This is a genomic window from Candidatus Coxiella mudrowiae (assembly GCA_001077715.1).
Lineage (GTDB): Bacteria > Pseudomonadota > Gammaproteobacteria > Coxiellales > Coxiellaceae > Coxiella > Coxiella mudrowiae.
The window spans coordinates 105,654-131,668 of the sequence record CP011126.1 but is presented as its reverse complement, the minus strand read 5'-3'; the positions used below and the strand labels follow the sequence as shown (position 1 = coordinate 131,668).

Here is a 26,015-nt window from a genome sequence, read left to right as displayed (position 1 = left end):
AAAATGCAGTGCTAGCCCCTATAGTGCGAATCAACATCTTTCCAACACTATTTAACGGATTACCCCTACCGCGCAGGAAATTTGGGCACCGCCGCCACCTAATTTTTCAGAATGATCGGAATAATTATCACCACCCACATAAATAATCAAAGAATGACCATCACTTCTTGAACTTTCAAACGCGGAGCCAAAATCGGCAATTTTGCCGTACCATTTTTTCAATAGTTAAAGCCGACAGATTTTCTAAATGGGTATTTGATTTATAAGGCCCAAAATGCTGTCCAGTTTTTCCAGGATCAAGATGTTCTCCTAGAGCTTCGCCACCGTATCCCGCAGTTGGGATACATGTAAATATGAAAACCATGAATGCCCGATGATAATCCATGCAAATTAGAGCTAATCAACATTCCATATTTCGTGTCCGTTAAAGTAACGGAGCCCATCATCGATGACCCTTGATCCGTTTCTGCAATCCAGTTTAAATTTACGCTCACCGTTTTCGCGTAAGTGACTGCTACAAAGCTAGAAAAAGCAAGCCCAAGGAGAGAAGTACTTAATCACATAGCAATTCCTTATAACATAGTAATTCCTTATCTTTTCAAAGGATTATAACAACCTTCACTACAAATTTAAACTCTGTCACCAGTTCTAATTTTGAATTCGTCATTTCCGCGGAAGCGGGAATCCAGCCTAGCATAAGCCATTCTCTCTTCAGGATTCCCACTTTCGCGGGAATGACGTATCTCTGCAAAAACCAAAATTAGAATTTCTGAAATTTTATGAAGTGGATAGAAGTGAGACTAAACTGAGATAAATTATCTAAGCATTCTCTAAGCAAGCAGTGTTCCAATTTTTTCACCAAAAAAAATACGACTATTGGTTTGCCAATGAGACTCCCATTGCACTCCCCGAAAAGGGAATAATAAAATCACGGTAGAACCCATTTTAAAATGACCTAATTCATCCCCTCGCGCTAGATTAATATTGTTTTCTCGATAATCCCATACCGAAATAGCGCGCTGGGTAGGGGGGGTTACAGTGCCATACCAAACGGTATTTATACTACTTACTAAGGTAGCACCTACAATCACTACAGCCATAGGTCCCACTCGCGTTTCGAATAAACATACTACTCGCTCATTACGAGCAAATAGCCTAGGAATGGTTTGAACCAAAAATGGATTAACAGGAAAAAGGCGACCAGGGATATGCACCATCTCTAACAAATGACCATCGATGGGCATGTGAATTCGATGATAATCTTTTGGAGCTAAATATGCCGTAAAATAAGCCCCACCCTGAAAGGGTTTCGCTTGTTCCGTGCTGCCACCCAATAAGTCAGTTACTGTATAACTATGTTTTTTCGCCTGGAGAATGGTTTCACCTTTTAATTGTCCTATTTCGCTAATAATTCCATCTACGGGAGAAGCGACCGCTTTGGAATCAGTCGTTATTAGTCGTAATGTAGGATTCAAATATCGAGTAAAAAAGGCGTTAAAAGAGCTGTACGATTGGATATCGGGATTTTTTGCTTCTTGCATGTTAACCCCATAGCAACAGATAAATAGCCGGATTATCGCGCGGGTAATTGAACCCCATCGTCGATCAGCGAGCCAACCCACTATTCTTGATAGAGTGTGTTGGAGCAGATATTTGGGTAATTTACTCATGATAATGATATTTTAAATTTTAGGAATCCTAGTAAATATTATCAGGGAGCACATCTTCATTTGTGGTAGGATCGAAGATAAAGAAGAGAGGATAACACAATTGAAAATTTACTTGGTAGGTGGAGCTGTTCGGGATGAATTATTAGGGCTGCCAGTAAAAGAAAAAGATTGGGTCGTGGTAGGCGCTACGCCCGAAGAAATGATCGCTCATGGTTTTAAACCTGTTGGGAAAGAATTCCCCGTGTTTTTAGATCCTAAAACTCATGAAGAATACGCACTCGCCCGTACAGAGCGAAAAATAGCCAAGGGATATAAAGGGTTTAGCTTCTATGCGGAACCCAATGTAGCTCTCGAAGAGGATTTAAAGCGGCGCGATTTAACCATCAACGCTATAGCTAAATCACCCGAGGGCAAGCTCGTTGATCCTTACGGCGGTCAACAAGATCTAAAAAATAAAGTCTTACGTCATGTTTCTCCCGCCTTCCAAGAAGATCCTGTGCGGATTTTACGCTTAGCTCGCTTGGCGACCAAATTTCCTGAATTTTCTATTCATCCTGAGACATTAGACCTGATGAAAAAAATGACGAGTGCAGGAGAGGTAAATTCATTAGTACCTGAACGTGTTTGGCAAGAGCTAGTACGTGCACTCGCTAACGAAACACCCACTCGATTTTTCACAGTATTAGACGATTGTGGCGCTTTAGCTATTTTATTCCCCACTCTCCATCATCAATACAAAAGCATGAACACTTTATCTCAAATCGCAAGTAAAACTTTATCCCCTATTCTTCGCTTTACTGCTCTATTCAGCAATCTTTCATTCGGAGCGATTCAACAACAACTAACTTTACAATATCGAGTTCCCAATGAATATTCCGATTTAGCGACTATGGTTTCACGATTCAAAGAATTATATAAAGATATCGACCAAATGAATGAAAAAGAGTTTCTGAATTTTATCATTAAAACTGATGCGTTGCGCAGGAACGAACGTTTTGAACAATTTCTTTTTATTTGTAGCTCGCTTTATCCTAACTCAGCTAAAAATGATGACAAAATCCGAAAAACCATTAAAGCCATTAAGTCAATCGACATTAAGCGCTTACAAGAAAGACAATTAAAAGGAGAAGCTTTCGCAAAAGCGCTGGAAACGCTACGACTGGAAGCCATTCGCCCCTTAATTTCATCCGCTCCAAGGGAGAAGAACGTATAATCAGAAGGAAAGACGGCCTATTTGATTTCTGCTCGAAAAGCCAAGTAAAGCAGAATTATAATTACGAGTTAAGGCAATTACTTTAAATAATTCTCCCATTTCACTAGGCAATGTTAGTTTCTTAATTTGTTGTGCAATTTGATAATGCTCTACTACATTTTTTGGGGAAGTGGTGAATGAAGTGAGGCCACAATTTAACAAAAAACCCGCTTGATGAATAAATCCCGCTACACTCAATCGATGGCGAGCAGCCGCTTCTGCAACGGCCGTAAAATCGACATGAATGGTAATATCTTGAATGCCGGGCAAAATAAGTGGATCGAAATGACTATAATGTCGGTAATGGGAAGCAATAGTACCTCGGTTACGATTTGGGTGATAATATTCATGTCGCGGGAATCCGTAATCAATCAACAAAATTAATCCTTTCTTTAGAACATCAGCCAACGAAGCAATCCAAGGCGTCAATAATAAATTAATTTCTGATTCGTAATCAGTAGGAAAATCAATGCCTAAATTTTTAATTTGCTGAGTTAAATCAAGCGACGAAGGATCAGCCATTTTCCATACAAACTCTTCTCTTTCACTATCTACATAAATTTCTTTAATAGCATTATTTTCAATTTTAAATTTATGGGCTGGCAAGGCATCTATCACTTCATTTCCGACAATAATGCCCACAAAATTTGTGGGCAATTGATTTAGCCACCTAACACTGTCAACTAATTCTGGAAGCTCTTTTCGAAGAAATGTTTTTTGACGGTCTCGTAGATCCGCACTGACTTCTAAAATGAAATAACAATTAGGTAAACATCGATTACGCTTAAGTTCTTTTAATATACCGACTGCCATCATTCCAGTTCCCGCACCAAGTTCGAGAATATCGCCGCCGTTTAAGTCTTGTAATATTTGATAACATTGACGTGCTACACATTGAGAAAAAATAGGAGAAATTTCAGGTGCAGTAACGAAATCGCCCGCTGCTCCAAATTTATGCGCGCCAGCGCTATAATAGCCTAGACCTAGTGAATAAAGAGCTAAGTTCATATAACGCGCAAAGGTGAGCGGCCCTTGTCGATCAATCTCTTCTAAAATTTTTAACTTCAAGCGATCGCTATGAAGCTGGGCAACGGGGTCTGGTTTTGGTAACTTTTTGACCAACATGCTATTACTTTAAAGCAAATCGTTGAAATGTTAAAGGAGAGCCTTCCTATAGCGTTATAGAAGTCTTGACTCCTATTGGGTTTAACGATTTTGGAACAACTAACGCGAACGGTGGACAAGCATCCTCACAGAAAAATAATTGCATGGTTTTCATAAAAAATATATTTATTAAAAAAAGCGGTTATCTACTTTAATCAGAAATCAGAAAGAGAAGGAGCTTCTCCGTGAAAAATTATTCAAGATTAATTCTCCTGAGTACTTTAGCAGCAACTGCCGGCTGCACTCCTACCCTCCGTTTGCCGACTCAGCCTACTGTCACCTACCAAGCTCAATCCTGGCAAAAACACTATCATGCTTTAAGCCAGTTTTCACTTTGGAATATCGATGGTGCATTCAGCATTAAAGAGCCTGGCAGAACCATCATCGCCGAATATGAATGGCAACAAAAAGGAACTAATTATCATATTCGTATCCATTCTACCTTGGGAATTTATAGCGTTGAAATATCTGGCCGACCCGGAATGGTAATGTTATGGCGCTCTTCTCAAGAACATTATACCACTTGCACACCCGAGCAATTATTGCAGCAACAATTGGGTTGGCAACTTCCTGTTTCAAATCTTTATTATTGGGTCCGGGGCATCCCTGCACCAGGCATCTATCATGGCAACTTTGATTCCTACGGCCATTTAACCGTCTTACAACAAAAGGGTTGGAGCATTCGTTTTTCTCGATATTCCACAATTGATTCTATCGTACCCTACACTTTAATATTAAATAAAGGACCTTTTACTATCAAAATCATTATCAAATCTTGGCAATTATAAAAATTAAAAAAATATACTTTTTCTGAATCAATAAAATTTTTTTATTTACCTATTTAGTGGCTCTATCTAGGAAATAAAATACGGATCCCCCCCCCTCAAAAAACCTTAGTGATAAACAATCTTCATTCACACAAACTGCTTTTTCCGATAAAATAAAAACTTTCTTCAATGGAAAAAAATTCTATTATTATTATAAAGTTAGATCTTTGAAATAGGAAAGATAAATTTTATTTTAGAATTGATGAAAATGAAACGGGTGATGCGAACCTTTACCGGTATGCAGTATGTTTAACCGTCATTGGTTATAAATTTTATACCAAAATTATTCCTTTCCGATAAAATCTGCGAATTAGAAAAAAGTTTAGATACTAATAAAAATTTCTTTATCATTAGATGCTGGCTGTGGAAATGGGAATTTTCTTAAGTTATTAGAAAGTAAAGTCAAAAATGTTCCATATGCGGATAAATTTAAATTTATAGGTATTGACTTTAATGAGAAAAATATAAAACCCTACCTCGACAACTATCAAAAAGCTTGTATTTTTTCTCAAGAAGATATGCAAGATATTAACACATTCTTAAACAAAACTGAAAGTGAAAGCATCAAAATTGTTGTCTTTTCTGGAACTTTGACTGAACATGTCATAAAGAATGCTTTTTAAAGCACTTAATATTTTACAAAAGACCGCCCTGGCAAATTATATTTTCATTGACGGCTGTCAACATCTCTACATCACAACTTATATGGCTAAAAGCTTGGGATATAAAATCAAAGAAGAAAATCAACCACTCGAAAATGAAAATGAAAAAATTACTTCAACTACAGTAGCATTTCTACTCGAGCACCGAACCCCTGAGGAAGTCATTGAGTTAAAATGCACTAAACTTAAAAACACACAAAGATCGAGGATCGTCTGAAATCTTGGATTTATCCATGTTTTCCAACCCTCTCGATTTATTAAAAATATTATTTGGAGTTATTATTAAATCGACTAATACGACTAACAATTAATTTATCTTTTTCTAAACTGAACGATGCTACTGTTTCTTTTTTACAAGAAAAATTCAAAAAACTTGTATAAAAAATATAAAACTGATATTTTGGAGCAATAATAAAAAATAATAAAAATCTCATTAAAAAATCTTTTTTAGTTTTAGGTTTTTAGTTTCCCTTGTATATTAGGTATTTTGATAATCCCTTCTATCTTTCTTTCTTTGACTTTCCACAATCTCCGCGCTCTATCCCTACGAGGACTATTCCGCCTTGGTTTGAAAGCTATCGAAATAACTTGGGCTATTCCCTTTAAACGAAAGGAATCTTACGCAAGAACAGGTGGAAGAGAATAGCACTTATTATATACTATACATAATTTATATACTATACATAATAATTTTGTCGGTTAAGTTTTCAACCACATAGACTCCGACCGCGATGATTTAAGAACAACCAGCATCAAGGAAGAGTGAGAGTGATCAGGAGCTTACGAAGTAGAAAAATCACCAACGTTAAAGGCTTGTCCGTAATCTATACAAGTTTGACAGAGCTACTAAAACTGCTAATATGGCTGCTCATTTATCTGTTTTTGATCTGATTAATGGGGTGTCGCCAAGCGGTAAGGCACTGGGTTTTGATCCCAGCATTCCCAGGTTCGAATCCTGGCACCCCAGCTATGATTTTTTATTTATAAAGGAAATTGGGTGTCTAATCTTCGCGATATTCGCATTTTTCACGGTAGCGCTAACCCCACGCTTGCTGTTAACGTAGCGAGAGAACTGAATACCACTATTGGAAACGCGTTAGTTACCCGCTTTATTGATGGCGAGATTCGTATTGAAATACAAGAAAATGTCCGGGGACGAGATATCTATCTTATTCATTCAACAGGCCATCCAGTCAATGAAAATGTAATGGAATTAATTTTGATGGGGGATGCTTTTCGTCGAGCATCCGCTGCGAGCATTACCGCCGTTGTGCCTTATTTCGGCTACGCACGCCAAGATCGTCGGGTGCGGTCTTCACGAGTCCCTATTAGCACGAAAGTGATCGCTGATATGATGCAAAATGTAGGATTTTCCCGATTGATCACTGTCGATCTTCACGCAGATCAAATTCAAGGCTTCTTTTATATGCCAGTGGATAATATTTATGCCAGTATCACTGCGTTAGAAGAATATCGCTTACTCGAAAAATTAGAAAATCCCATGATTGTTTCTCCTGATGTCGGTGGTGTAGTTCGTGCTCGCGCTATTGCTAAACGACTAAACGATTCAGATTTGGCTATTATCGACAAACGTCGTCCTGGACCTAATCAAACTGAAGTCATGAATGTCATTGGCAATGTAGAGGGGCGTCATTGTGTTATTGTAGATGATATCGTCGATACAGCTGGCACGCTATGCCATGCTACTCAAGCCTTAAAAGACAAGGGCGCCGTAACAGTATCGTCCTATTGTACCCATCCGGTTTTGTCAGGAAATTCCATTGAAAATATCACAGAATCCACAATTGACGAACTAATCGTCACCGATACTATCCCTTTACAAAAAGAAGCCGCAGCTTGTACCAAAATAAAACAAATCTCGTTGAGTCCCCTTATTGCCGAAACCATTTCACGTATTAACCAAAAAGAGTCCGTTAGCTCGATGTTTTTGGATTAAAAGAACACCAATATTTTAGCCAAGCGATACTCGTGATAATTAATAAAGCTATAATAAAGCTATTAAGAAAAAATCCAAAAATAACATAACCCCATGATAGCCTCGCACAAAGACATATCTAAAGCCAACCAATGCCGTATTCACAATTTCTCCTAAATGAGAAATTATACTTTTCGATTTTTTGGGATTAGAAAGAACTATGCGCATTTGGTCCATTTAGGAAGTAGTCAAAATAAAATTTTTTTGAGTTAAGAAATTTGCTAAATGGCTTAATTCAACTTTTCAAAAAATCACAACAGCAATAGCTAAACATATTGAACCCACTAAATTAAAAAATGTGTAAACACTGCCAATAGCCACACTGACTTTATTCTTAGATACAGACATGCTGGCGGCTACTCCTGACACCGTGTTGTAAATAGCCCACGAAATTCCAAAAAAAATGCAAGGTAAAATAATGTAGATCACCAAAACCAAAAGATTCATAATTAAATACAATAAAGCTCCAATTATTCCACAAAAAAAATCCTGCAAAATACTTCCAAAGGCACCAATTGTTTTAATTATTGTGTTCAGAAATAAGGTAAAAATTAGAAAAGCTAGTGTTATTAAAAAAAACTAACCATCCAGTATTGAGCGTGGGAAACATCGCGTACCATATTTAAAAATACAGGGGATTAATAAATAAAGGAATCCCGCTTAATGTTCCGCCAGCCGCACAAGTCATTGTCGCTGGAAAAAATAAAGGTTTTTCAAATAACTGAACATTAAGTAAGAGCTGTTTTGCCCTTACTTCCCAAACAATAAATAGCAATAAACCTACACCACCTACACTAAAATAGCCATACGTCTCACTGGATGTCCAGCTTTGCTCCGCTCCACTGAGAACTCCTAAAACAATAGTACCCACGCTCATTACGAATAAGATCCAATCCCAATCCAGTCAATTTTCACACCTTTTTCAGTTGGTGTATGCGGTAGACAAAGGAGGACAATAAATAAACCAATGAGGTAAAGAGGCATGTTTAAAATAAAAATTGCTCGCCAACTAATTAATGAAGTTATGATTCCGCCCAACACGGGCCTAATCGCTAACCTCATACTCCACACAGTTCCTGAGAGCGCTAACGCTTTTGGGATTTCATTTTCAAAAAATATGAATTAACAAAGTGCTGCTCATCAAAGGAAAAATGATCGCTGCACCTATGGCCTGAAAAAAGCGAGAAGCAATTAACCATTTGGGGTAATAAAGAAAAACCAGCCACAACGGAAGCAACTGCAAATAAAGTACATCCTATATAAAAAATCTCTCTATGACCGAAGGAGTTTTGGGAAACCGCCGAAGTTTTGGTCTACGGGGTTTCTTTTTGGATTAAACCTCAGTAAAATACCTCATTCGCAAATGGAAGGGCAAGATATGGCCACTGAAAGTTTTGAATTCTTAGCTGAATTACGTGAAGACACTGGTAAAAAAGCGACACGGCGAATGCGCCGATTTGATGACAAAGTACTAGGCACTGTGTACGGGGCAGGGAAGGCTCCTCAATCTATCGCTTTGTCGCAAAAAGATGTACTGAAAGCCTTCGAGAATGAGGCCACTTTTTCTTCGATTTTGACACTCAAAATTGGTGATAAGAAACAAAAAGTAATCCTTAAAGATATGCAGCGTCACCACACTAAGCCAAAAATTCTTCATATTGATTTTCAACGCATTAAAGCATCCAAAAAACTAACTATGCACATTCCCTTACATTTTATTCATGAGGAAGAATGTCCTGGGGTTGAAGCCGGCGGCATCATTTCCCATGTCCAAACTGATGTGGACATTCGATGCCTTCCTGCCGATTTACCGGAATATATCGAAGTGGACATCTCTAAACTGGGCTTGGATGAATCGTTCCATTTGTCCGATCTCAAGCTGCCTTCCGGTGTTGAATTGGCTACTGCTATCGAGGAAGAAAATGATTTACCTATTGTGAGTGTTCATTTGCCACGAGTGAGCAAAGCAGATATTGAGGATGAAGCTGCTGAAGCTAGTCTAGCTGCTGCGAAAGCTGTGGAAGAACCACCATTGGCGTGATCTGAAGAAATAACTGCTGGCGGTGAATCCGAAGAGGCGAGCGCTAAAGAAAAGGAATAATCGCCATTGGCAAACGGTATTAAACTCATTGTCGGTCTCGGAAATCCGGGCGACGAATATGCTGGGACCCGACATAATGCGGGAGCTTGGTTCGTTGAAGCCCTAGCAAACCAAAAACAGCAATCCTTACGTAAAGAAAATAAATTTCATGGACTTATTGGTAAATGGAACCGTTGTTGGTTATTTAAGCCTTCCACTTATATGAACGAAAGTGGTTTAGCGCTGGCTGCTGTGACTCAATTTTATAAATTGATCCCACAAGAAATCTTAGTGGCCCATGATGAATTGGACTTTCCAGCGGGGGATATTCGCTTAAAAGAAAACGGGGGGCACGGAGGGCACAATGGATTGCGAAATATCATTCAGCATTTAGGAACCGCTAATTTTTATCGCTTGCGGATTGGTATAGGTCATCTAGGACATAGAGATCGGGTTATTCCTTATGTACTAACTCCTCCTTCAAAAAATGATCGAAGCGCTATTCTTGCAGCGATTGAAAAAGGATTATCTATTGTTGAGGAATTGGTAATCGGCGAGTTTCAAAAAGCAATACGCGATTTATATAGTTAATATAATTTCTTCTGTTTTTAGCCATGGGGTGAGAGAAGAAAAAATGGGCTTTAAATGTGGCATTGTTGGCTTACCTAACGTCGGAAAATCAACATTATTTAACGCATTAACCAAAGCAGGCATCGAAGCGTCGAATTATCCTTTTTGTACTATTGAACCTAACGTGGGAATCGTCCCCGTCCCTGACAGGCGTCTTGAAAAAATTGCTCAAGTTGTTAACCCTAAACAAACAATTCCAACTACCGTTAATTTTGTCGACATCGCTGGTCTTGTTGCTGGAGCTTCTAAAGGTGAAGGGCTAGGCAATCAATTTCTGGCCAATATTCGTGAAACTCAAGCGATTGCTCACGTTGTCCGCTGCTTTAAAGATGAAAACGTCACACATGTTTCTGGAACTATTAATCCCGTTTCCGATATTGAGGTGATAAATACGGAATTAGCGTTAGCCGACATGGAAACGGTTGATAAAATTTTAATTAAGTTGTCCAAAGAAGCCAAAAGTGGGGATAAAAAATCTCGCGATACCCAATTTTTGTTCGAAAAATTTAAAAATTGGTTGAACGAAGGGAACCCTTTACGAAGTCTCAATTTAACGGAAGAAGAAGAATCACTACTCCGTCCTTATCAGCTTTTAACTTCGAAGCCTGTGCTGTATGTCGCGAATGTGGGCGAAGAAGGTTTCGTTAATAATCCTTTTTTAGATCAAGTCTTCAAATATGCTGTAAAAGAAAATGCAAAATTAGTTCCTGTTTGCGCGGCTATTGAATCAGAAATCGTAGAACTTGCTCCTTCGGAACAAATAGAATTTTTACAAAGCCTTAATATCGAAGAACCAGGATTAAACCGCCTCATTCAAGCAGGTTATGACTTGTTGGGTTTAATTACCTTCTTCACCGCTGGCGTTAAAGAAATCCAGGCATGGACCTGTCCAAATAGCGCCAAAGCACCACAAGCTGCTGGTGTAATACACACTGATTTTGAGAAGCGTTTTATCCGCGCCGAAGTCATTGGCTATGACGATTACATTCAATTTAAAGGGGAGCAGGGAGCTAAAGACGCAGGCAAATGGCGTCTCGAAGGCAGGGATTACATCATCCAGGATGGTGATATAATATACTTCCGGGAGGGAGGGGGAAGAAGTTAGTGGCTTGACATCATTCAGACAAATCGCCAGAATGCAACTTTTTTATCGCAAATTCTCTATGGCTATGTAGCTCAGTTGGTCAGAGCACGGCATTCATAATGCTGGGGTCGGTGGTTCGAGCCCACCCATAGCCATTTTCAAATAGTGCGTCTAGCTTGCACCAGAACCGGAAAAATGAGCTTAACCCTTGAACTGTAATTGTATGAGGTAAGCTCGAATTACCAGACCATTCAGTGCAGTGATAATTTGGGTCTTTAGAATTAAGCCATACCTTGAGAGTTCCTTTTGCGGCTTACCCATATTCACCAAACAATGTGCCCCTAAAAAAATGAATGGGGAGTTCAATTTTATCGCAACATATCGCGTAACAATTCGTACTAACCCATGTTTTAGAAAAGGTTACGCCTTCCTTCGGTAGGCAATTGTTCTCCGCGGTTGGTATTATTGGTGTACGTGCCAACAGGATTTCACATCGTTGTTATAATCAATTTTAAAAGACAATCGATCTCCTTGGTCATATCCGTTACTGAGAAAGATAATATCTGTGCAAGCATCACTTGCTAAAAGAGGAGTACTTACCACCAAACCTAAGCCCATTCCGATTAGAGAGAATGCCATTTTTTCATAGTTTTGCTCCAAAAAAATAGATACGTTAATTCTAGAATTCTAGGATAAAACGCTAAGCCAGCTGGTCTTTCTAGAACACTTACCATTTTTTAAAAAATCTGTTCTGCAATAGAGGCTCTTTTTTTAAAGAAAATTAGACTTCACAGCCTAACTTATTTTAATATTAAACAACTTCAAGCTATAAGGACAGCTTAATGTCTTTTTTTCGCCCGCCGTTGCAATTGCGTAAAACCAGTTCATACAAGGATAAATTATGGAAAATCATTTTAAAGTTTTATTAGCTATGGATTTTTCATCAAATTCTAGAAAAGCCCTGCAACTTTTAAAGCATCTTTTCCAAAAGTTCTCCATTGATCTTGCCTTAATCCATGTGATTCCCTCTTTTTTGGAAGGACTGGTTTGCTTCTGGAACCTACCAGGAAGAAGCGATACAACGCTTGTAATAATGGCAACTCGAGCTTATTAATATAAAAAGATCCGTAAAAAATTATATGTCGATTACAGCAATCCTCCTGATTTAATTCTGAAAACTGTAAAATCTATTAACGCCGACTTAATTATCCTAGGCGGAAAATGTAAATCAGGCTTCTCTACTGGGCATTATAAAACGAGCACGAACTATAGAAGCTGTTACTCGACATGCAAAAATTCAAGAGTATCCAAAGTCCTATGAGGCATTGATGGTTCTCCTGCTTCTGAGAAAATGCTACATTTCGCTGTTGATCTCTGTCATCGTTTTTCTGCTTCGCTTTGTATAGTTTCTGCACTACCTAACAGCCAATTCAACCCGTTGGGGATGGAAATTTCTGAAATCCAAGCACAAGAAGAAAAATTTAGAGAAGAACAAGTCCACAAACTAAATCAATTTCTAATTAACTTTGATTTCAGTGGAGTTACAATAAAAAAACAGTTTCTTTTTGGAACTCCAGCGAATGTCATTCTCAATATAGCTGAAGACTTTAATTATGACTTAATTGTTATGGACGCTACAGGCCATAGCCGATTGCATAATGTGGTTATGGGAAGCACCACTCGAAAAGTCTTGCGATATACTCCTTGTTCTTTATTGGTTGTGAGATGATTCAATAAATAAATATCCAAGAAGATAAAAAAATGAGTCTAACATTTCAACGCTGGGCGCTAGCTAGTATTAGCTTGGGTGCCTTACTTCTCAAACTAATCATTTCCTTAATTTTATATCACCGAAATATCTATCAAATCACTCAGCCGGATTCACAAGGTTATTTAGCCCCTGCCAAGGTACTTCTTACAGGGAAATTATGGGTTTATGTTTGAAATAACCCCAGGGCTATCCTACTTTCTTAGCTAGAATTTTCGCTTTATTTAGATAAAATCTTTCTGCCATCATCATTGTTCAAATTACATTAAGCAGTTTGTTAATCATTGAAGGCTATTACATCGATCGCAGCTTATTTTTTCCGTTGGCCGCTCTTTTTTTAATCTTTTGATTTCGCTCAATTTTCTTTTTTTAGTTAAACCGTCATGATTTTATCCAATTTGCCATTCGCCATCCTTATTGGTCTTGTATTTTTAATTGACATCTATTTATTTTCCAATCATCCCCCACCTTACTTGCTTTCTTTTCTCTTAAGGCTTAGTTTAGCTATCGTTATATCTTCCCTTTGTTCATGGGGACAGTTTATTATTTCCTAAAACGAAATTTTTCTTAGAAAAAAAATAATAGTTGCACTGGTATTGTTTTCTTTACCTACTATCCTGTTAGTAGGGGGATGTCAAATTAGAAACAAATTACTATTCAATACGTATGCTTACACCAACATTACTTCTAGAAATTTATATTGGTTCTATATCAAAAATATTATCCAAAAACAGAAACACTTAACAGAACAGCAAGCTAATGATCTTCTAATTTCTAAATTAAAAGAGCAGGGGCCACTTTCGCTTTCTCAAGAAATGCATTTTATGAACTATGTCGCCACTTAATTTCTACTACAAAATTTCAAAGCTTTAACCGAAAAAATGATTTCTAGTTTTTCGCAACTCATATTGAGATCAGATAATTCATAGATCTAATTCTTTAATCCGTATATCGATTATAATGCATTCAGCCAATAGCATCATTACATTACTTGACTTCATCTTTCAAAATTTTTTAAATTATTTAAAAGTTATTTGGCAGATTAGATAACGTTTCTGATAACCTCATTTCCCATACAAATTTTTATAGTTGTACTTTATTTCTTTTTGATAGCTGAAATTATCTTTCTGTGAAAAAAATATGAACAAAAATAATTTTTCTCATCTTTTTTTATTAAGCAACCTTGTATTTTATTTATGTTTTTTTCTAATACTATTTCTTAAACCCGATTTCAGGTACCTTTTGAATTATTAATTATAATTTATACGAGCTATGGGCTTAGCTATTTGTTTCACTGGGTGAGAGAAAAATAAGACCGCAATAAATCTCTTTCGGATCTTTCCATTTAAATTCTCTCCATACAGTAACGCATCCAGAAGCGGTATAAAGATCAATAATCAACTAGAAAGGTAAGCGAAAACAGGTGTAATAAACTGCATTCAAACAGACAGCAATTAAATAAAATATACTTCCAATAAGAAAAAAGTGTACAAAAATCCTAAGCTTTATTTTGAGTCATAAGATAAGAAAAATTATTGAATCCGTTAAATAGAGAAATAAATTAATAACCATCAAGCTGACTTTATAGTAAAAAATAAAAAAGTTATGAAGATTCTATAAAAATTGATTTATCCTGCCATGGATCTACCACTTTAAATAGATGCTGTATTTTAAAGTAAGAATTGATATATTCAGCCATACTGAAAAAATCTACCATAAGCAGATTAAATCCCATCATTAATTTAATGAATCCCTTGAATATTTCTTTAATTGCTAATCTAGGATACGTCAAAATAACTCTGATATTAGTTTTAAGGTAATAATTTTTTGAATGTTATTAGTTTTGAAATACAGCTCATAATTTTTAGGTGAAAAGCTTTAGTGTCTGTGGGACCTGTTATAATGCTGTATTAAAATATACTCATCGTTACTTTATTCCTAATTTAACACCCACCAACTAGAATCATGCTTGGCAAAATCAATCCTAATGAAATTAGTGCTATTCTTTTCCATAGTAATTTACTATAAAATTAAACAGATTAGAGCAATTAAAACTGGAAAAATAAGAAAATAATTAACGGGACATATAAGAGTTTCAATAGCTAGACATAAACCCATCAAAATTACATATCTGTACTGGGTGTGGTTTCTGTTAAAAGCAAAACGCCAAATAAAAAGACAAGTCCAAGTATCACTGCATAAAGAAAATCTTTTAGGATAAAATAAGTATAACGCTTTTTACTATCTGATTTTCAACAATAACATGTTTAACTTCCGAATTTTGAATTATCGTCCAACCTAAGGTCATAATTGTTTGCGCTAAACATCGCGGCATCACCTCAGAACCCGTGCGAGAATAATGTAGTGTTTCCTTAACTAAAGCACTTCTGTTGTTTTAATATTTTATTTTATATCAAGTTTTTCTAAACCCTTTTTTTATTACGTCAATCGTTGTAAGTTTAGCCATTTTAGTAGTAATAAATGTAGCCGATAAATTTCGAGGATGTAATTCCCAATAACGATAAGTGAAATCTTCAAAAAAAATTTATAGAGCAGCTGCCGTAAAGTTGGATCAAGGCTTCTTCTACATTGCTTCATTGTCGTGCTGGGATATAATTTTTAAGTTGGGTACAAAATAATCTACTCACTTGCCTACACAATTTAAAAAAGGAATGCCTTTAATCATATCTTGAAATTGAAGTGGGTAGGTAGCAATAAGATTCCCCCTCCACTCATCAGATTTTAGCATTGAGTTCAACTTCAATGCGCTCATCGCCCATAATTTCTTTAATTAATTTCTTTAATATCGTAGAAAATTTCTTGATTAAAGGCGTAGAGCATGTGCACACCCATGTCATACCAATTTTCACCATATTGGAAAGCTGGTTACAAGTCCTCCTGGACGCTCACCTTTGTCGATAACCGTTACTTTAAACCCCTTTGGAGAGTGAGAATTCTTGCCACATACAGACCACACACAAGGTTCTCCACCGAAGGATAGCAATATATTTCAAATTAACTTAAGCAGTTTCCATTACAGCTATTTTCAATAAGCTTTCTTGAGCTTAGTATAGAGTAAGCAGCTCACCTCACTGTCCGGTAATTCAACATCTGACCATCGAATTACTTTATTCTGAGAAAGTTTATGCTTAATGCGAGTTTTAGGCACTCCTTTTTCTGTATCCAATAATTCGATTGGAAGCAAATTCTCATTATCAGTCTCCTCTGCAATTCGAATTAAACCGTACATTTGATCATTGCCAATATAATGTGCGATGTGTTCACCTGCTTTCAATGGTTGTTTGGCATAAGCATATACATATACATCCGTCAAACGGTCATAACGAGGCGTTAACACAGCTTTATTCCAAAGAGCGGCTAATGCAATAGCACGTGTGGTTTCTAAATGGCATAAATGATAAGGATGATAGAAAAGGTAGTAAGGATAGCGATCATGAACTTTGTAATATTTTAAATAGTCGCGCTGGAAAGAATCTTCACAACGCCCAACTACATAAATACCGCCGCCGGGGTTATGCGCCTAAAATATAATCAACACGACCTTGCTTTTCATAAGCGTTAAAATTAAAGAGATCAAGTGCTTCTGTGACCTGTTCCGCTTTAGGGCCTTTCCATCCTAGGTACCAAGAGGTGTCAGTCCAGCGCCGTTGGCAATTAAGGCCATCTGGATATTTAACTTCGTTCCACCTGTATAGGCAATACATTGAATTAAATTTAGATTAATTTTTTAGCTATTTCTCGTTTGCTATCTGCTGTCGCATAACGATCTAAAAATCCTTTGATATTTCCCACCTGGACAATCTTAAATCCCCAGAATTCAATCTCTTCAATCATCCGCATTAAGACATCGTGTTGATCACCTGAATCACTAGTCACAATAACTTCCTGCTTGCGCGCTTGATGCTGCAAATAGGGTCCCCGATCACAAGGTCCACCTCAGCATTTATTAATACCACATGTACTTTACATTCGATCGCTTTTAAACAATAGGGAGTAGCTGGGGAAATGGAATTACTGGATTCCACGAGAACATCAAGGGAAATAGTGAAATCGTCTAAACCTTTTGAAGTGTCATCAAAAAGGCTCGTCTTTTTCACATAATTTTTTGCTTTTTCTGCTGCTTAGATATTAATTCTGCAATAAAGGCAAGTTCCACACCAGTGGTTCTACGAATTTTCCAAGCGATTCCTAACCCCATAGCACCTGCCCCAATAAGGCCAATTCGAATCGGTTGCCCTACATTTTCTTTCCTTTTTAATTCGCTAAGCATTTTTTAAGCTCCTCTATCTATTTTTATAACCTAAGTAGTTTGCCATTATAACATTATTTTTAAAATGCAAGTCAAAAAGTTGCTTCACTAAAACTATCGGAATTCTCCCAAGCTGCAAAAAGGAACTCAAAAGTTGTGAGAGAGAAATGTTTCCGAAGAGAGAAATGTTTCCGATATGATTTTGCTCATGAAAGGGATTATATTGGCTGGGCGGGACAGCCTCACGACTATATCCACTCACTGCAGTGGTGAATAAGCATTTATTTCTGGTTTATGATAAGCCTATGATCTACTATCCTTTATCCGTTTTAATGTTAGTGGGTATCCGTGACATTTTGCTTATCTCAACTCCCGAAAGTTTACCCCGAATGCAAAGTTTATTGAAAGACGGCTCTCAATGGGGAATTCATTTATCCTATGTAGCTCAGGATCGGCCACGCGGCACGCGGCTTAGCAGATGCATTTAATGTCGGTCGTAATTTTATTATTAATAACGACAGAGTATGTTTGATTCTTAGGGACAATATTTTTTATATGTCACAACTTGTATCTAAGTTACGTGATATGACAAAGCAACGGCAAGGCGAAACTGTTTTTGATTATTACGTGAACAATCTTTCGGATTATGAGGTTGTCAAATTTGGTAAAGAAGGGCGGACAATTTCTATAGAAGAAAAACTTCAAAATCTAAAATCGAATTATTCTGTAACCGGGTTATATTTTTATGACAATCAAGTGATCAATTTTGTTAAGAAACTTAAACCTTCTACTCGTGGCAAGTTAAAAATTACAGACGTTAATAGAATTTACTTAGAAAAAAACAATTATCCGTTGTCATTCTAGGCTGTGGAGCAGCTTGGTTATACACTGGGACACATCATTCACTAACAGAAGCCGGTCAATTTATAAAAATTATCTAAGAGGAACAAGGATTAAGGGATCGCATATTTGGAAAAAATCGCCTATCTAAAAGGCTTTATCAATGCAAATCAACTAAAATATTTAGCCGAAACTATGCTAAAAAGCAGCTACAGGAATTATTTAGTCAATTGTGTGTAAAAATTGGAATGTAATATCTACTGGCCTCGTAAAGAAATAATTATGGAATGCTTAATTCCACAATTGCAAGATGCTAAGTTAATCAAACTCATTGTCTTCGCCGATAAACGCGGATTTTTTTAGAATCCTGGCAGCAGAAAAAATTTGACGACGCATTGTTGAATGGCAAACCACTTAATTTTGTTCAAGACAATCACAGTAAATCAGCTCACAATATTTTACGAGAACTTCATTATCAGCTTCATTATCCGAAAGGAAAATTAGTTAGGATTACGGCGAGGATTGTTTATGATGTTATTATAGATTTACGCTAAAACTCTCCTACTTTTGGCAAGTTCCAAGGCTTTCATCTTTACACAAAATAAGTATTTGTTATCGGTGCCTCCTAGTTTCGCAAATGGATTTTATACCTTATGTGACGTTATTTATAAATGCACAGAATACTACCATCTTGAAGATGAACATATCATTATTTAGAATAACCCTGATTTATCAATTGATTGGCCGTTATTAAGGAATTTGCCTCCATTATTATCGACTAAAGATAGTAACAACGTGAAACTTAAAGAAGCTAAAATTTTTTCATGAGAAATTAATGCGAAAACTTTTAATTACTGGTAGTGGTGTGCGATTTATTAGCTCCAATTTTTTTTCATTATTGGAGAGAATACTATCCTAAGGACGCCCTTATCATTTTAGACAAACTCAACTATGCAGGTAATTTAGCTAATTTAGCGGATCCGCTACATAGCCTTTCTCAGCATAACTCTCTTTCTTCGCGTTTCGCTTTTATTAAAAGGAAACATCAACGATATTCACCTATTAAATGAATTTTTTTACAACGTAAAATTGACACTATTGTTAATTTTTCTGCCTAATCTCATGTTGATCGATTCATTACAAGTTCGAATATCTTTATAGAAACTAATGTAATGAGTACACATTCCTTATTAACCATCGCTAAAAATACTGGCTAGAAGAATGGAATCTTTCTACTCATCGTTTTCATTATATTTTAACAGACCAAGTCTTTGAAACCTTAAAAAATTATGAACTTTCTTTTACTAAAAATCGTCCTTATAAACCCAATTCTTCTTATGCTGATTCTAAGGCAGCTGCCGATCATGTCGTTAGAATATTTAATGTGACTTATGGATTAAAAACGACTAATTTTTGAAAAAATTATGTTCCTTATCAATATCCCCAAAAATTGATTCCTTTAAGCTTAGTAAATATCCTGAAGAGCAAAGTGATCCCCATTTATGGTGATGGTCAATAAATCGGAAATTTGTTACACATCATTAATCATTGTCGCAGGATCGAAACAATTTTAAATCAAGGCAAAATAGGAGAGTGTTATAATATTGGTGGTTATGATGGCAAGCTTAAAAATTTACATTTACTTTCAAAACTTTTCGAAATCGTAGACGAATTATTTAAAACCACTCCCGATTATGTCGATCTATTTCCCAAAGCCCCCGCTTAGGGAAAATATTGAAAAACCTTACTCAAACATGTCACGGACCACGGACCGACCGGGATATGATCAGCATTACGCAATTGATTCCACAAAAATTCGAAATAAGGTCAGATTTAAATTCATAATTCCACTTAAAATCAGTTTAAGCCAACTAATAAAATAGTTTCTAGAAAATCCGGAATAGTAGCGATCTTTAATTTCTCAAAAGAAAGAGAATTCCATTACTACTTAGCCGGGATGGAGTGCTCAAGCCTTATTTTTCCTGTTTCATCACCGATGAGAAAACTAACTATTTCAAGAGCCAAACAGCTAATGTTCATTCAGAAGGAACGGCTGATGTTTCTTAAGAAGGAGCATTTGACACTATCTTAAAGGCAAAATTTAAAGGCAAAATATTTCGAAAAGACAAAATTGATAAAGGCTATGATAAAAGCAGTAATAAAAAGTGTCTTAATATGGTCAAAATTCAAGACTTCGTAGTTATAAACAAAATAGTTAAAGAGAATTACGTGCAAACAGCCGATTATTGAATAAATCAAGCCGTATCGAAACTATTTTCGCACACGTCGAGGATCTTGAGAATGGAAGGTGAACCATCGATTTAGAAGTCAGGTTGCTGTGAAAGCAATTATTTAATAGACAATCTTCGCCGCATTTAAAGCGTCTTTTTCAAAGGTGATCGTAATAAGTTTCTAATTCATGGGATCATATCCTTCTTTTCTACCGTTACATCAACTTTTGATAACTGTTTATTATTATCGCAGAGGATCATTCGGATCTAAGGATTTTAATTATCTTTAGAAATAGTTAATTTACAATTTTAAAAATCACCTATATTTACAACCACGCATTCTTTGTCTTTGTCATTGACATTGGGTTGATTTTGAGGTTAGCGAACCCCTTAGTTAGCAGGAATTTGCATTCGTGATTTTTCCATTTTTTATCAGATCAACTTAAAATCTTGGCTAGTAGGATAGGATTATTAACGACAATCACTTTTATTTTATATAATGTCATTATTTTGATCACCGTTGAATAAGCAAAAGCGGTGCCACAGATAAATAGCGAAACTACTGTCCCTAGAGCTAACTTCATAATTTTCATACGTCTTCCCTTTGACTTTAGATTAGATGAAATATATCCAAGTATAGCTATATTTTAAAAATTTGCTATAGCTATAGGATAATAACAGATTATAATCCATGGATATGGGCAATTTTTCCACATGAGCACATATTTTGATAAGCTGCTACTCGATATCTATATGTTGGATTATAGGCTGCAATTAGAAATTGTTCCATAGCTTGTTTATAACGTCCCTGACAGAAAAGAAACATTCCGTAATTATTTCTTGCTTTGGCAGAGTGAGGTTCCGATGCAATCGCCTTTTTATAATAGAAATTAGCTAATAAAATATTATCATTTTCTCCTAATAGTAATCTAATGCTAAATAAATGTTCGCATTTACTTGCTGCAAGCTAGGCTGTTTTATGCACCCAGAAGTACTAAGTATTTAAGAAGAGGAATAAAAAGCAAATCCAAGACATAGCTCCTCACATCAATTTTTAGCTTAACTAATTTTTTAAAACTCTCCATATCGTAGTTATTTCATATACAACTTAGCTTCGCAAGAAAAAAATAATAAACAATTTCAGGAGTAACTTTTTCTAATTTATTGGGCTGCCATTGGGGTGACTGATCTTTATCGATAATAAAGGCGCGAATACCCCCTTAAAAAAATCAAATAACCTAAAAAATCGAAGGGCTATATTAAATTCTATATTCATAATTGCGTCGAAATTCATTTTTTCAGCGCATTTTAACTGCTCGAAAGTAACCTTTAAACTTGTAGAGGATCAAAGGATCTAGACAATAAAGTTTTCATAGTGACTTGACTCCATTTGTCATTATATTCCTCCAACCACGTTATAATCTCTTCAAGAGAAACTTCCGAGAAACAATAAGCAATACCTTGCTTATGATTAAATAAATCTGAGGGTTCTATTCTACATTCAAAATCACGAATAATTTCTGTAACCTGATTATGGTCTTTAGAAGAAATCGGCGTATCAGCCAAAGCTTTTACAAGTGCCTCTTGTTTTTCACTTTAAATAATATGATTTACCAATCCCAACCATTTTGTATCGCCGGCCCCAATATGCTCTCCAGTAAAACCCAAGTAATACCACATTTTATTTTGACATCGAGAAAGAAAATGGCCAGCACCAATGTCGGGGAAAAACCAATTCCAGTTTCTGGCATCGCAAATAAAAGTCTTTCCGTAGCAACACGATGTAACCCATGTAAGGATACACCTACGCCGCCACCCATGATAATTTTGTCCAAAAAAGAAATATAAGGCTTTAAAAATGGAAAATAGCGGCCGTATCATTAGATACTCAGCACGGAAGAAATCTTCTGCCGCTTGTGGATTTTTCTTTATAATAGATATAGAGAGCAGAAATATCACCCCTCCCCACGCAAAAGGCGTGATCCCCTTCCCCCCGGATTAATCACAGATTTAATTGAAGAATTTTTTTCCTATCGGAGCAATTGATTATGCAATTCGCCCTACATTTCAGTAGTTAATGCGTTTAATGCCTTCTCCAGATTTAAAAGAATATGGCCTAAATTTCCTTGCTTTCCTGAAAGTTCTGAAAAAATGATATCATTTGTTGAATTCATTCGTTCTGCCTTTCTACTAATCGTTCCAAAATCACTAAGCTCAGAGCATTAACTTGAGTTTCTAATCAGCGAATCAATCCTACGGAATTGACGCCAATAATTTCTTAGTATAAAGGATAATTTGGATTTTTCAATAGTACTTCGGTCGCTTCCTTTCTCTACAATCTTTCCATCTTCCATTACCACTAATTTTATGAGCTAAGCTAAATAAGGAACGTTACTAAATTGTGCGTAATTAAAAATAATTAACAAATAAGAAATTTGATGTTCTCTCTGGATAACAAACTAGTAATTTTAATATTTCCATTTGTATAGAGACATCTAAGGCGCTTATAGGTCCATCGAGTAATTAATATTTAATTATTTGGTTTTACTACCAATGCTTGAGCAATACATCAAACCTTGTAGCTCACCATCTGAAAATTCATCTAATTCATCGACATATTCCAATTAAAGCTTTGCGTTTTTGCTTTAAATTCTCAGTGGAAAAACTTTCAATAATACTATCCGCCACCATCCGACAAGGATTTAATACATTGTAAGGATCCTTAAAAATCAGCTGAATATTACTTCTCACTCGTTTCATTTGCCGATCAGAGAAACCGACTAAATCTGTCCCTTCAAAAAAATGCTCCCCGCAGTAACTCTTAGTAATTAGACAATAACTTTAGCCGTTGTAATTTTGCTACAACTGGATTCGCCTACCAATGCCAAAGTTTACCCCGTCGATAATGATAAATCAATGCCATCGACTGCTTTAATATCCACTACTTTTCGTTTAAAAATTCCTTTCCACATAGGAAAATAAACGCTTAATCCCCTGTCAGTTAACAACGCTGGCTCGGGGTTCTCAACCACATACTCATGTCTTAAGCGAAGGTATAGCTGCTAACAATTTACGGGTGTAAGCTTCCTTAGGCTGCTTGAAAATTGCTGGCTGTTAGCGTACTCTACAAGCTATCCCGCTTTCAAGAAAGCAATTTTCTTAGCAATTTAGGAGACCACAGCTAAGTCATGACTGATAAAAAGCAACGCTATATTGCACTTATTTGTTGGTGGGTAGTGAGAAGAGGGTTAAACGCGGAAATTGCGGCCTAAAAATCATACTTATTTTTAATCCTCGTATTTGCCTCATGGCACGTTCCAAAAAATTCAATAAATTCCTACCTTCCCATAAAATCTGACTTCGAACATCGACCTGCGCCGTAACTGCAAGAACTACATAATAGCTAAAGCAGTCAGGCTTTTCCTACTACCCAACTCACCTACTAAGCCCAAACATTGACCTCGCTATAGAGTTAAATCCACATCGGAAACTACTGTTTTTCGATTTTTTCCCAAGCCGAAGGCAATGGAGAGATCCTTAATTTCTATTAATGATTTTGGCATTTATTCTTTTCGTATTTTTCTAATCTGATGCTCCAATGCATCTCTAAGAGCATCTGCAAATAAATTGGGGGCAAGTACCAAACCAAACATAAATACCAAAGCTCCGCAATGGCCACCACACAATCTAATTCTAATTAGGAACTATTAATCATATTTCCCCAACTAAACATGGTAGGATCAACTCCTACTCCTACGTAAGACAACACGGCTTCCGCAAGCACCAGTCCACTAAAATCAAGCACAACTGTAATTAATACAATATGCATAACATTCAGCATCATATGGCGAAAAAAAATCTTCCATCTGCCCATGCTATCATTCAGGCAGCGTTCATAAACTCCTATTCCCGTAATTTCAATGTCTCAGCTCTTAATAAACGGCATAAATTACCCCAGCTCGTAACGCCGAGAATTAAGCACAATGCTAAAAGCTGGGTATTAGCTCGCTCTGGTAGCGTAAAGAAATAAGTAGAATGAGTGGCAATAAAAATTTACAATACCAGAATAGATGCAGCAATTAATAGAACACCCGGAATGGAACTTAAAATAGTATATAAATATTTGATAATACCAACCAACCAACCAACCAACCACCAAAGAATCCTACCAACATACCAAATAATAAAGCAAAAGGGAGTATAAATAAGGAAGTCAGCGTTCCAATTAATAAGCCTGTTCAAATACTTTTAACCGTTGCGTAAAAAAATCTGTACCTACCTGGATCTGTTCCTAATAGAGATGGTATCGGCCTCCTAAAAAGCCAGCTACCTAAATTAACACCCAAATAATTCCAAAAGTGATTATCGCTTCACACCAAGAAATTAATATCTTACCTAGGAATAGATTTTTCTAGTAAACTCAAGAAGAAAGAGTTTCGGTAATACAAGTACGCAATCAAAAGAAAAATCATGCTTATAAAAGTTATTATTCCAAAAATAATATTTTTTTGTTAAATATTCCTGATCTTTCAGATGTACTCGATCGTATTTTATCGGCAGATAAGGCTGTATTTCTTAACCATATGGCAATGTAATAATTTCTTTACTATAAATATGCAATGGACTAATAATTAAATCTAACAAAGACTTAAAAATTGAAAAATTAAATAGCGCTGAATCCCTTTATAAAAACATCGAAATGAACAGAATCTAATAAACCAACATTTATGTAAAAGCTCAAAACTACGAGAAATCACAGCTATCTTTTTTTGGAATAATTATTGTAGCAATACTTAGAAATTGAAGTTTTCGATAAGCATATATTGCTAGGATATATATTGCTAGGATAATTACTATCACTAATAAGCCATAAACCAACGAACCCCTCACCAACATTGCCAAATGGATTTGCATCGTTAACCTTTTGTTAATCGCACTCTCGGATCAACTATTACATACGAAAAATCTGTCAGAATTAATTCCAATGATATATAATAGCATTCCCAAAAAAACCGTTACTCGAACTATATTGAAATCTTGTTGTTGGATAGCCTCATATATCTAACTACCTAGACCTGGAATCCAAAAAAAATTCCAGTATTAAACTTCCTAAAAATAACGAAGAGATAATTACTATCCCACTGGTCAAAATTGGAATTAATCCATTCTTCAATATGTGCTTGTAAAGCAGATTAAATTCCGATAAGCCTTTTGCTTTGGCACTGCACACATAATCTTTATATATTTCCCTCTGAAAATATAGCACGATAGCACCGTGCTAACCCGACAGTGGAACCAGGTAAAACGTTTTTCCCAAAATATATTATCCTGCAATGATATAAAATAAACTGGATATAGACATAATAATTACTCAAATGATTATACTAAAAAGTCCTAAAAATAATGGAAAAGTGATATTGATTGCTAAGCCAACGAGCAAGGTCAGCAATAATAACCAAACTAGGTCACATCCGTTCTTGGATATCGTACCCTATATTTCGTCCTTAATCTGAACGCCCAAAGTGGAAAATGAATAGTCCT

Annotated in this window: 30 protein-coding genes, 2 tRNA genes and 5 pseudogenes; 18 read left to right on the top strand and 19 right to left on the bottom strand. The window is 36.2% G+C overall.

Annotation, left to right across the window (positions count from 1 at the left end):
• Window positions 1-51: 51 nt before the first annotated feature.
• Together CleRt_RS11085 and asd are read right to left on the bottom strand one after the other, a co-directional pair.
• On the bottom strand, window positions 52-222 hold the full coding sequence (locus CleRt_RS11085) for a hypothetical protein (RefSeq protein WP_235379101.1): 171 nt from the start codon (window positions 220-222) through the stop codon (window positions 52-54).
• A 608-nt stretch (window positions 223-830) separates the two neighbouring features.
• Window positions 831-1,670 (bottom strand): archaetidylserine decarboxylase, encoded by an 840-nt coding sequence (asd, locus tag CleRt_RS00595; protein WP_048874803.1) that lies wholly within the window; start codon window positions 1,668-1,670, stop codon window positions 831-833.
• A gap of 91 nt (window positions 1,671-1,761) precedes the next feature.
• Between asd and CleRt_RS00590 the strand changes: the two genes are divergently transcribed.
• Entirely contained in the window at window positions 1,762-2,883 is a 1,122-nt protein-coding gene (locus CleRt_RS00590; protein WP_306686885.1) for a tRNA nucleotidyltransferase/poly(A) polymerase-related protein, read from the top strand.
• Here CleRt_RS00590 and CleRt_RS00585 read toward each other — a convergent pair whose 3' ends face one another.
• Window positions 2,884-4,047: a class I SAM-dependent methyltransferase gene (locus CleRt_RS00585; RefSeq protein ID WP_048874801.1), complete on the bottom strand. Its 1,164-nt coding sequence runs from the start codon at window positions 4,045-4,047 to the stop codon at window positions 2,884-2,886.
• 200 nt (window positions 4,048-4,247) lie between these two features.
• Here CleRt_RS00585 and lolB point away from each other — a divergent pair, with 200 nt between their 5' ends.
• The 5 genes from lolB to CleRt_RS00565 all read left to right on the top strand — a co-directional run bounded on the left by lolB (window position 4,248) and on the right by CleRt_RS00565 (window position 7,532).
• The gene (gene lolB / locus CleRt_RS00580) at window positions 4,248-4,874 is read left to right on the top strand and encodes a lipoprotein insertase outer membrane protein LolB (protein ID WP_048874800.1); all 627 of its coding nucleotides are present in this window, start codon (window positions 4,248-4,250) and stop codon (window positions 4,872-4,874) included.
• 365 nt (window positions 4,875-5,239) lie between these two features.
• Window positions 5,240-5,536 (top strand): methyltransferase domain-containing protein, encoded by a 297-nt coding sequence (locus tag CleRt_RS13810; protein ID WP_082160383.1) that lies wholly within the window; start codon window positions 5,240-5,242, stop codon window positions 5,534-5,536.
• Window positions 5,526-5,792: a hypothetical protein gene (locus CleRt_RS00575; protein ID WP_048874799.1), complete on the top strand. Its 267-nt coding sequence runs from the start codon at window positions 5,526-5,528 to the stop codon at window positions 5,790-5,792. The genes CleRt_RS13810 and CleRt_RS00575 overlap by 11 nt, the downstream gene beginning before the upstream one ends.
• 678 nt (window positions 5,793-6,470) lie before the next feature.
• Window positions 6,471-6,542: transfer RNA gene (locus tag CleRt_RS00570), tRNA-Gln, on the top strand.
• A gap of 30 nt (window positions 6,543-6,572) precedes the next feature.
• Window positions 6,573-7,532 (top strand): ribose-phosphate pyrophosphokinase, encoded by a 960-nt coding sequence (locus CleRt_RS00565; RefSeq protein ID WP_082160382.1) that lies wholly within the window; start codon window positions 6,573-6,575, stop codon window positions 7,530-7,532.
• Window positions 7,533-7,814: 282 nt separating this feature from the next.
• Here the strand turns inward: CleRt_RS00565 and CleRt_RS00560 are convergent, their stop codons facing one another.
• From CleRt_RS00560 to CleRt_RS13805, 3 genes are all read right to left on the bottom strand, one after another.
• Window positions 7,815-8,018: a hypothetical protein gene (locus tag CleRt_RS00560; protein WP_157870752.1), complete on the bottom strand. Its 204-nt coding sequence runs from the start codon at window positions 8,016-8,018 to the stop codon at window positions 7,815-7,817.
• Between the two features lie 175 nt (window positions 8,019-8,193).
• Window positions 8,194-8,448: a hypothetical protein gene (locus CleRt_RS00555; protein WP_048874797.1), complete on the bottom strand. Its 255-nt coding sequence runs from the start codon at window positions 8,446-8,448 to the stop codon at window positions 8,194-8,196.
• On the bottom strand, window positions 8,448-8,672 hold the full coding sequence (locus CleRt_RS13805; RefSeq protein WP_371440281.1) for an MFS transporter: 225 nt from the start codon (window positions 8,670-8,672) through the stop codon (window positions 8,448-8,450). Before CleRt_RS13805 ends, CleRt_RS00555 begins: the two co-directional genes overlap by 1 nt.
• A 277-nt stretch (window positions 8,673-8,949) precedes the next feature.
• On the opposite strand from CleRt_RS13805, the gene CleRt_RS00545 reads away from it, so the two are divergent.
• The 4 genes from CleRt_RS00545 (at window position 8,950) to CleRt_RS00530 (ending at window position 11,520) form a co-directional block, all read left to right on the top strand.
• Window positions 8,950-9,612, top strand: coding sequence for a 50S ribosomal protein L25/general stress protein Ctc (locus CleRt_RS00545; RefSeq protein ID WP_048875744.1), 663 nt, complete (start codon window positions 8,950-8,952; stop codon window positions 9,610-9,612).
• A gap of 66 nt (window positions 9,613-9,678) precedes the next feature.
• Window positions 9,679-10,242: an aminoacyl-tRNA hydrolase gene (gene pth / locus CleRt_RS00540; RefSeq protein ID WP_048874795.1), complete on the top strand. Its 564-nt coding sequence runs from the start codon at window positions 9,679-9,681 to the stop codon at window positions 10,240-10,242.
• A gap of 43 nt (window positions 10,243-10,285) precedes the next feature.
• Window positions 10,286-11,386, top strand: a complete 1,101-nt coding sequence (gene ychF, locus CleRt_RS00535; RefSeq protein ID WP_048874794.1) for a redox-regulated ATPase YchF — start codon at window positions 10,286-10,288, stop codon at window positions 11,384-11,386.
• Window positions 11,387-11,446: 60 nt separating this feature from the next.
• A tRNA-Met gene (locus tag CleRt_RS00530) sits at window positions 11,447-11,520 on the top strand.
• Between the two features lie 307 nt (window positions 11,521-11,827).
• Here the strand turns inward: CleRt_RS00530 and CleRt_RS09630 are convergent.
• Window positions 11,828-12,004, bottom strand: a complete 177-nt coding sequence (locus CleRt_RS09630) for a hypothetical protein (RefSeq protein ID WP_157870750.1) — start codon at window positions 12,002-12,004, stop codon at window positions 11,828-11,830.
• Window positions 12,005-12,266: 262 nt separating this feature from the next.
• Between CleRt_RS09630 and CleRt_RS00525 the strand changes: the two genes are divergently transcribed.
• The 3 genes from CleRt_RS00525 to CleRt_RS08660 all read left to right on the top strand — a co-directional run bounded on the left by CleRt_RS00525 (window position 12,267) and on the right by CleRt_RS08660 (window position 13,309).
• Window positions 12,267-12,479, top strand: coding sequence for a putative universal stress family protein (locus CleRt_RS00525; protein WP_048874793.1), 213 nt, complete (start codon window positions 12,267-12,269; stop codon window positions 12,477-12,479).
• 210 nt (window positions 12,480-12,689) lie between these two features.
• Window positions 12,690-13,094 (top strand): universal stress protein, encoded by a 405-nt coding sequence (locus CleRt_RS00520; protein ID WP_306686884.1) that lies wholly within the window; start codon window positions 12,690-12,692, stop codon window positions 13,092-13,094.
• Between the two features lie 32 nt (window positions 13,095-13,126).
• Entirely contained in the window at window positions 13,127-13,309 is a 183-nt protein-coding gene (locus CleRt_RS08660) for a hypothetical protein (RefSeq protein WP_082160380.1), read from the top strand.
• Between the two features lie 2,870 nt (window positions 13,310-16,179).
• On the opposite strand, the pseudogene CleRt_RS11080 reads toward CleRt_RS08660, so the two are convergent.
• The 4 genes and pseudogenes from CleRt_RS11080 to CleRt_RS11065 all read right to left on the bottom strand — a co-directional run.
• Window positions 16,180-16,656 (bottom strand): annotated as a pseudogene (locus tag CleRt_RS11080) (homoserine dehydrogenase); the annotation flags it as partial.
• Between the two features lie 10 nt (window positions 16,657-16,666).
• Window positions 16,667-16,858: a hypothetical protein gene (locus tag CleRt_RS11075; RefSeq protein ID WP_235379099.1), complete on the bottom strand. Its 192-nt coding sequence runs from the start codon at window positions 16,856-16,858 to the stop codon at window positions 16,667-16,669.
• Window positions 16,859-16,868: 10 nt separating this feature from the next.
• Window positions 16,869-17,063 (bottom strand): hypothetical protein, encoded by a 195-nt coding sequence (locus CleRt_RS11070; RefSeq protein ID WP_235379098.1) that lies wholly within the window; start codon window positions 17,061-17,063, stop codon window positions 16,869-16,871.
• A 184-nt stretch (window positions 17,064-17,247) separates the two neighbouring features.
• Complete coding sequence (locus CleRt_RS11065) at window positions 17,248-17,424, bottom strand: hypothetical protein (RefSeq protein ID WP_235379097.1); 177 nt, start codon at window positions 17,422-17,424, stop codon at window positions 17,248-17,250.
• A 187-nt stretch (window positions 17,425-17,611) separates the two neighbouring features.
• Between CleRt_RS11065 and rfbA the strand changes: the two are divergent.
• From rfbA to CleRt_RS08640, 5 genes and pseudogenes are all read left to right on the top strand, one after another.
• Window positions 17,612-18,483, top strand: a pseudogene (gene rfbA, locus CleRt_RS00500) (glucose-1-phosphate thymidylyltransferase RfbA).
• Window positions 18,484-18,596: 113 nt separating this feature from the next.
• A complete protein-coding gene (locus CleRt_RS13795) occupies window positions 18,597-18,797 on the top strand; it encodes a dTDP-4-dehydrorhamnose 3,5-epimerase family protein (RefSeq protein WP_371440280.1) in 201 nt (66 codons plus the stop codon).
• Window positions 18,798-18,810: 13 nt separating this feature from the next.
• Entirely contained in the window at window positions 18,811-18,960 is a 150-nt protein-coding gene (locus tag CleRt_RS13790) for a dTDP-4-dehydrorhamnose 3,5-epimerase family protein (protein ID WP_371440239.1), read from the top strand.
• A 526-nt stretch (window positions 18,961-19,486) separates the two neighbouring features.
• Window positions 19,487-19,660, top strand: a pseudogene (locus CleRt_RS13785) (GDP-mannose 4,6-dehydratase); the annotation flags it as partial.
• A gap of 111 nt (window positions 19,661-19,771) precedes the next feature.
• A complete protein-coding gene (locus CleRt_RS08640; protein ID WP_082160378.1) occupies window positions 19,772-19,969 on the top strand; it encodes a hypothetical protein in 198 nt (65 codons plus the stop codon).
• A 942-nt stretch (window positions 19,970-20,911) separates the two neighbouring features.
• Here the strand turns inward: CleRt_RS08640 and CleRt_RS09625 are convergent.
• The 8 genes and pseudogenes from CleRt_RS09625 to CleRt_RS13775 all read right to left on the bottom strand — a co-directional run bounded on the left by CleRt_RS09625 (window position 20,912) and on the right by CleRt_RS13775 (window position 25,704).
• On the bottom strand, window positions 20,912-21,067 hold the full coding sequence (locus tag CleRt_RS09625; protein WP_157870749.1) for a hypothetical protein: 156 nt from the start codon (window positions 21,065-21,067) through the stop codon (window positions 20,912-20,914).
• Window positions 21,068-21,156: 89 nt separating this feature from the next.
• On the bottom strand, window positions 21,157-21,378 hold the full coding sequence (locus CleRt_RS13780; RefSeq protein WP_371440279.1) for a tetratricopeptide repeat protein: 222 nt from the start codon (window positions 21,376-21,378) through the stop codon (window positions 21,157-21,159).
• Window positions 21,379-21,571: 193 nt separating this feature from the next.
• Window positions 21,572-21,688, bottom strand: a complete 117-nt coding sequence (locus CleRt_RS12850) for an enoyl-CoA hydratase/isomerase family protein (protein ID WP_306686883.1) — start codon at window positions 21,686-21,688, stop codon at window positions 21,572-21,574.
• A gap of 115 nt (window positions 21,689-21,803) precedes the next feature.
• A pseudogene (locus CleRt_RS00490) lies at window positions 21,804-22,294 on the bottom strand (enoyl-CoA hydratase/isomerase family protein).
• A gap of 787 nt (window positions 22,295-23,081) precedes the next feature.
• The gene (locus CleRt_RS11060; protein ID WP_235379096.1) at window positions 23,082-23,234 is read right to left on the bottom strand and encodes a hypothetical protein; all 153 of its coding nucleotides are present in this window, start codon (window positions 23,232-23,234) and stop codon (window positions 23,082-23,084) included.
• Window positions 23,235-23,365: 131 nt separating this feature from the next.
• Window positions 23,366-23,506, bottom strand: coding sequence for a hypothetical protein (locus CleRt_RS11055; RefSeq protein WP_235379094.1), 141 nt, complete (start codon window positions 23,504-23,506; stop codon window positions 23,366-23,368).
• 531 nt (window positions 23,507-24,037) lie between these two features.
• A pseudogene (locus tag CleRt_RS14475) lies at window positions 24,038-24,772 on the bottom strand (ABC transporter permease); the annotation flags it as partial.
• Between the two features lie 767 nt (window positions 24,773-25,539).
• On the bottom strand, window positions 25,540-25,704 hold the full coding sequence (locus CleRt_RS13775) for an ABC transporter permease subunit (protein WP_371440238.1): 165 nt from the start codon (window positions 25,702-25,704) through the stop codon (window positions 25,540-25,542).
• Window positions 25,705-26,015 lie beyond the last annotated feature (311 nt).

What these genes read in the sequence shown, in the direction of transcription:
- CleRt_RS09630 (WP_157870750.1), bottom strand. Translation starts at nt 12,004, where the DNA reads ATGGCATTCTCTCTAATCGGAATGGGCTTAGGTTTGGTGGTAAGTACT.
- CleRt_RS00555 (WP_048874797.1), bottom strand. Translation starts at nt 8,448, where the DNA reads ATGAGCGTGGGTACTATTGTTTTAGGAGTTCTCAGTGGAGCGGAGCAA.
- CleRt_RS11060 (WP_235379096.1), bottom strand. Translation starts at nt 23,234, where the DNA reads ATGAAACGAGTGAGAAGTAATATTCAGCTGATTTTTAAGGATCCTTAC.
- CleRt_RS09625 (WP_157870749.1), bottom strand. Translation starts at nt 21,067, where the DNA reads ATGAAAATTATGAAGTTAGCTCTAGGGACAGTAGTTTCGCTATTTATC.
- ychF (WP_048874794.1), top strand. Translation starts at nt 10,286, where the DNA reads ATGGGCTTTAAATGTGGCATTGTTGGCTTACCTAACGTCGGAAAATCA.
- CleRt_RS00525 (WP_048874793.1), top strand. Translation starts at nt 12,267, where the DNA reads ATGGAAAATCATTTTAAAGTTTTATTAGCTATGGATTTTTCATCAAAT.
- asd (WP_048874803.1), bottom strand. Translation starts at nt 1,670, where the DNA reads ATGAGTAAATTACCCAAATATCTGCTCCAACACACTCTATCAAGAATA.
- CleRt_RS00575 (WP_048874799.1), top strand. Translation starts at nt 5,526, where the DNA reads ATGCTTTTTAAAGCACTTAATATTTTACAAAAGACCGCCCTGGCAAAT.
- CleRt_RS11075 (WP_235379099.1), bottom strand. Translation starts at nt 16,858, where the DNA reads ATGTATTGCCTATACAGGTGGAACGAAGTTAAATATCCAGATGGCCTT.
- CleRt_RS00560 (WP_157870752.1), bottom strand. Translation starts at nt 8,018, where the DNA reads ATGAATCTTTTGGTTTTGGTGATCTACATTATTTTACCTTGCATTTTT.
- CleRt_RS08660 (WP_082160380.1), top strand. Translation starts at nt 13,127, where the DNA reads ATGAGTCTAACATTTCAACGCTGGGCGCTAGCTAGTATTAGCTTGGGT.
- CleRt_RS00545 (WP_048875744.1), top strand. Translation starts at nt 8,950, where the DNA reads ATGGCCACTGAAAGTTTTGAATTCTTAGCTGAATTACGTGAAGACACT.
- CleRt_RS11065 (WP_235379097.1), bottom strand. Translation starts at nt 17,424, where the DNA reads ATGCTTAGCGAATTAAAAAGGAAAGAAAATGTAGGGCAACCGATTCGA.
- CleRt_RS00585 (WP_048874801.1), bottom strand. Translation starts at nt 4,047, where the DNA reads ATGTTGGTCAAAAAGTTACCAAAACCAGACCCCGTTGCCCAGCTTCAT.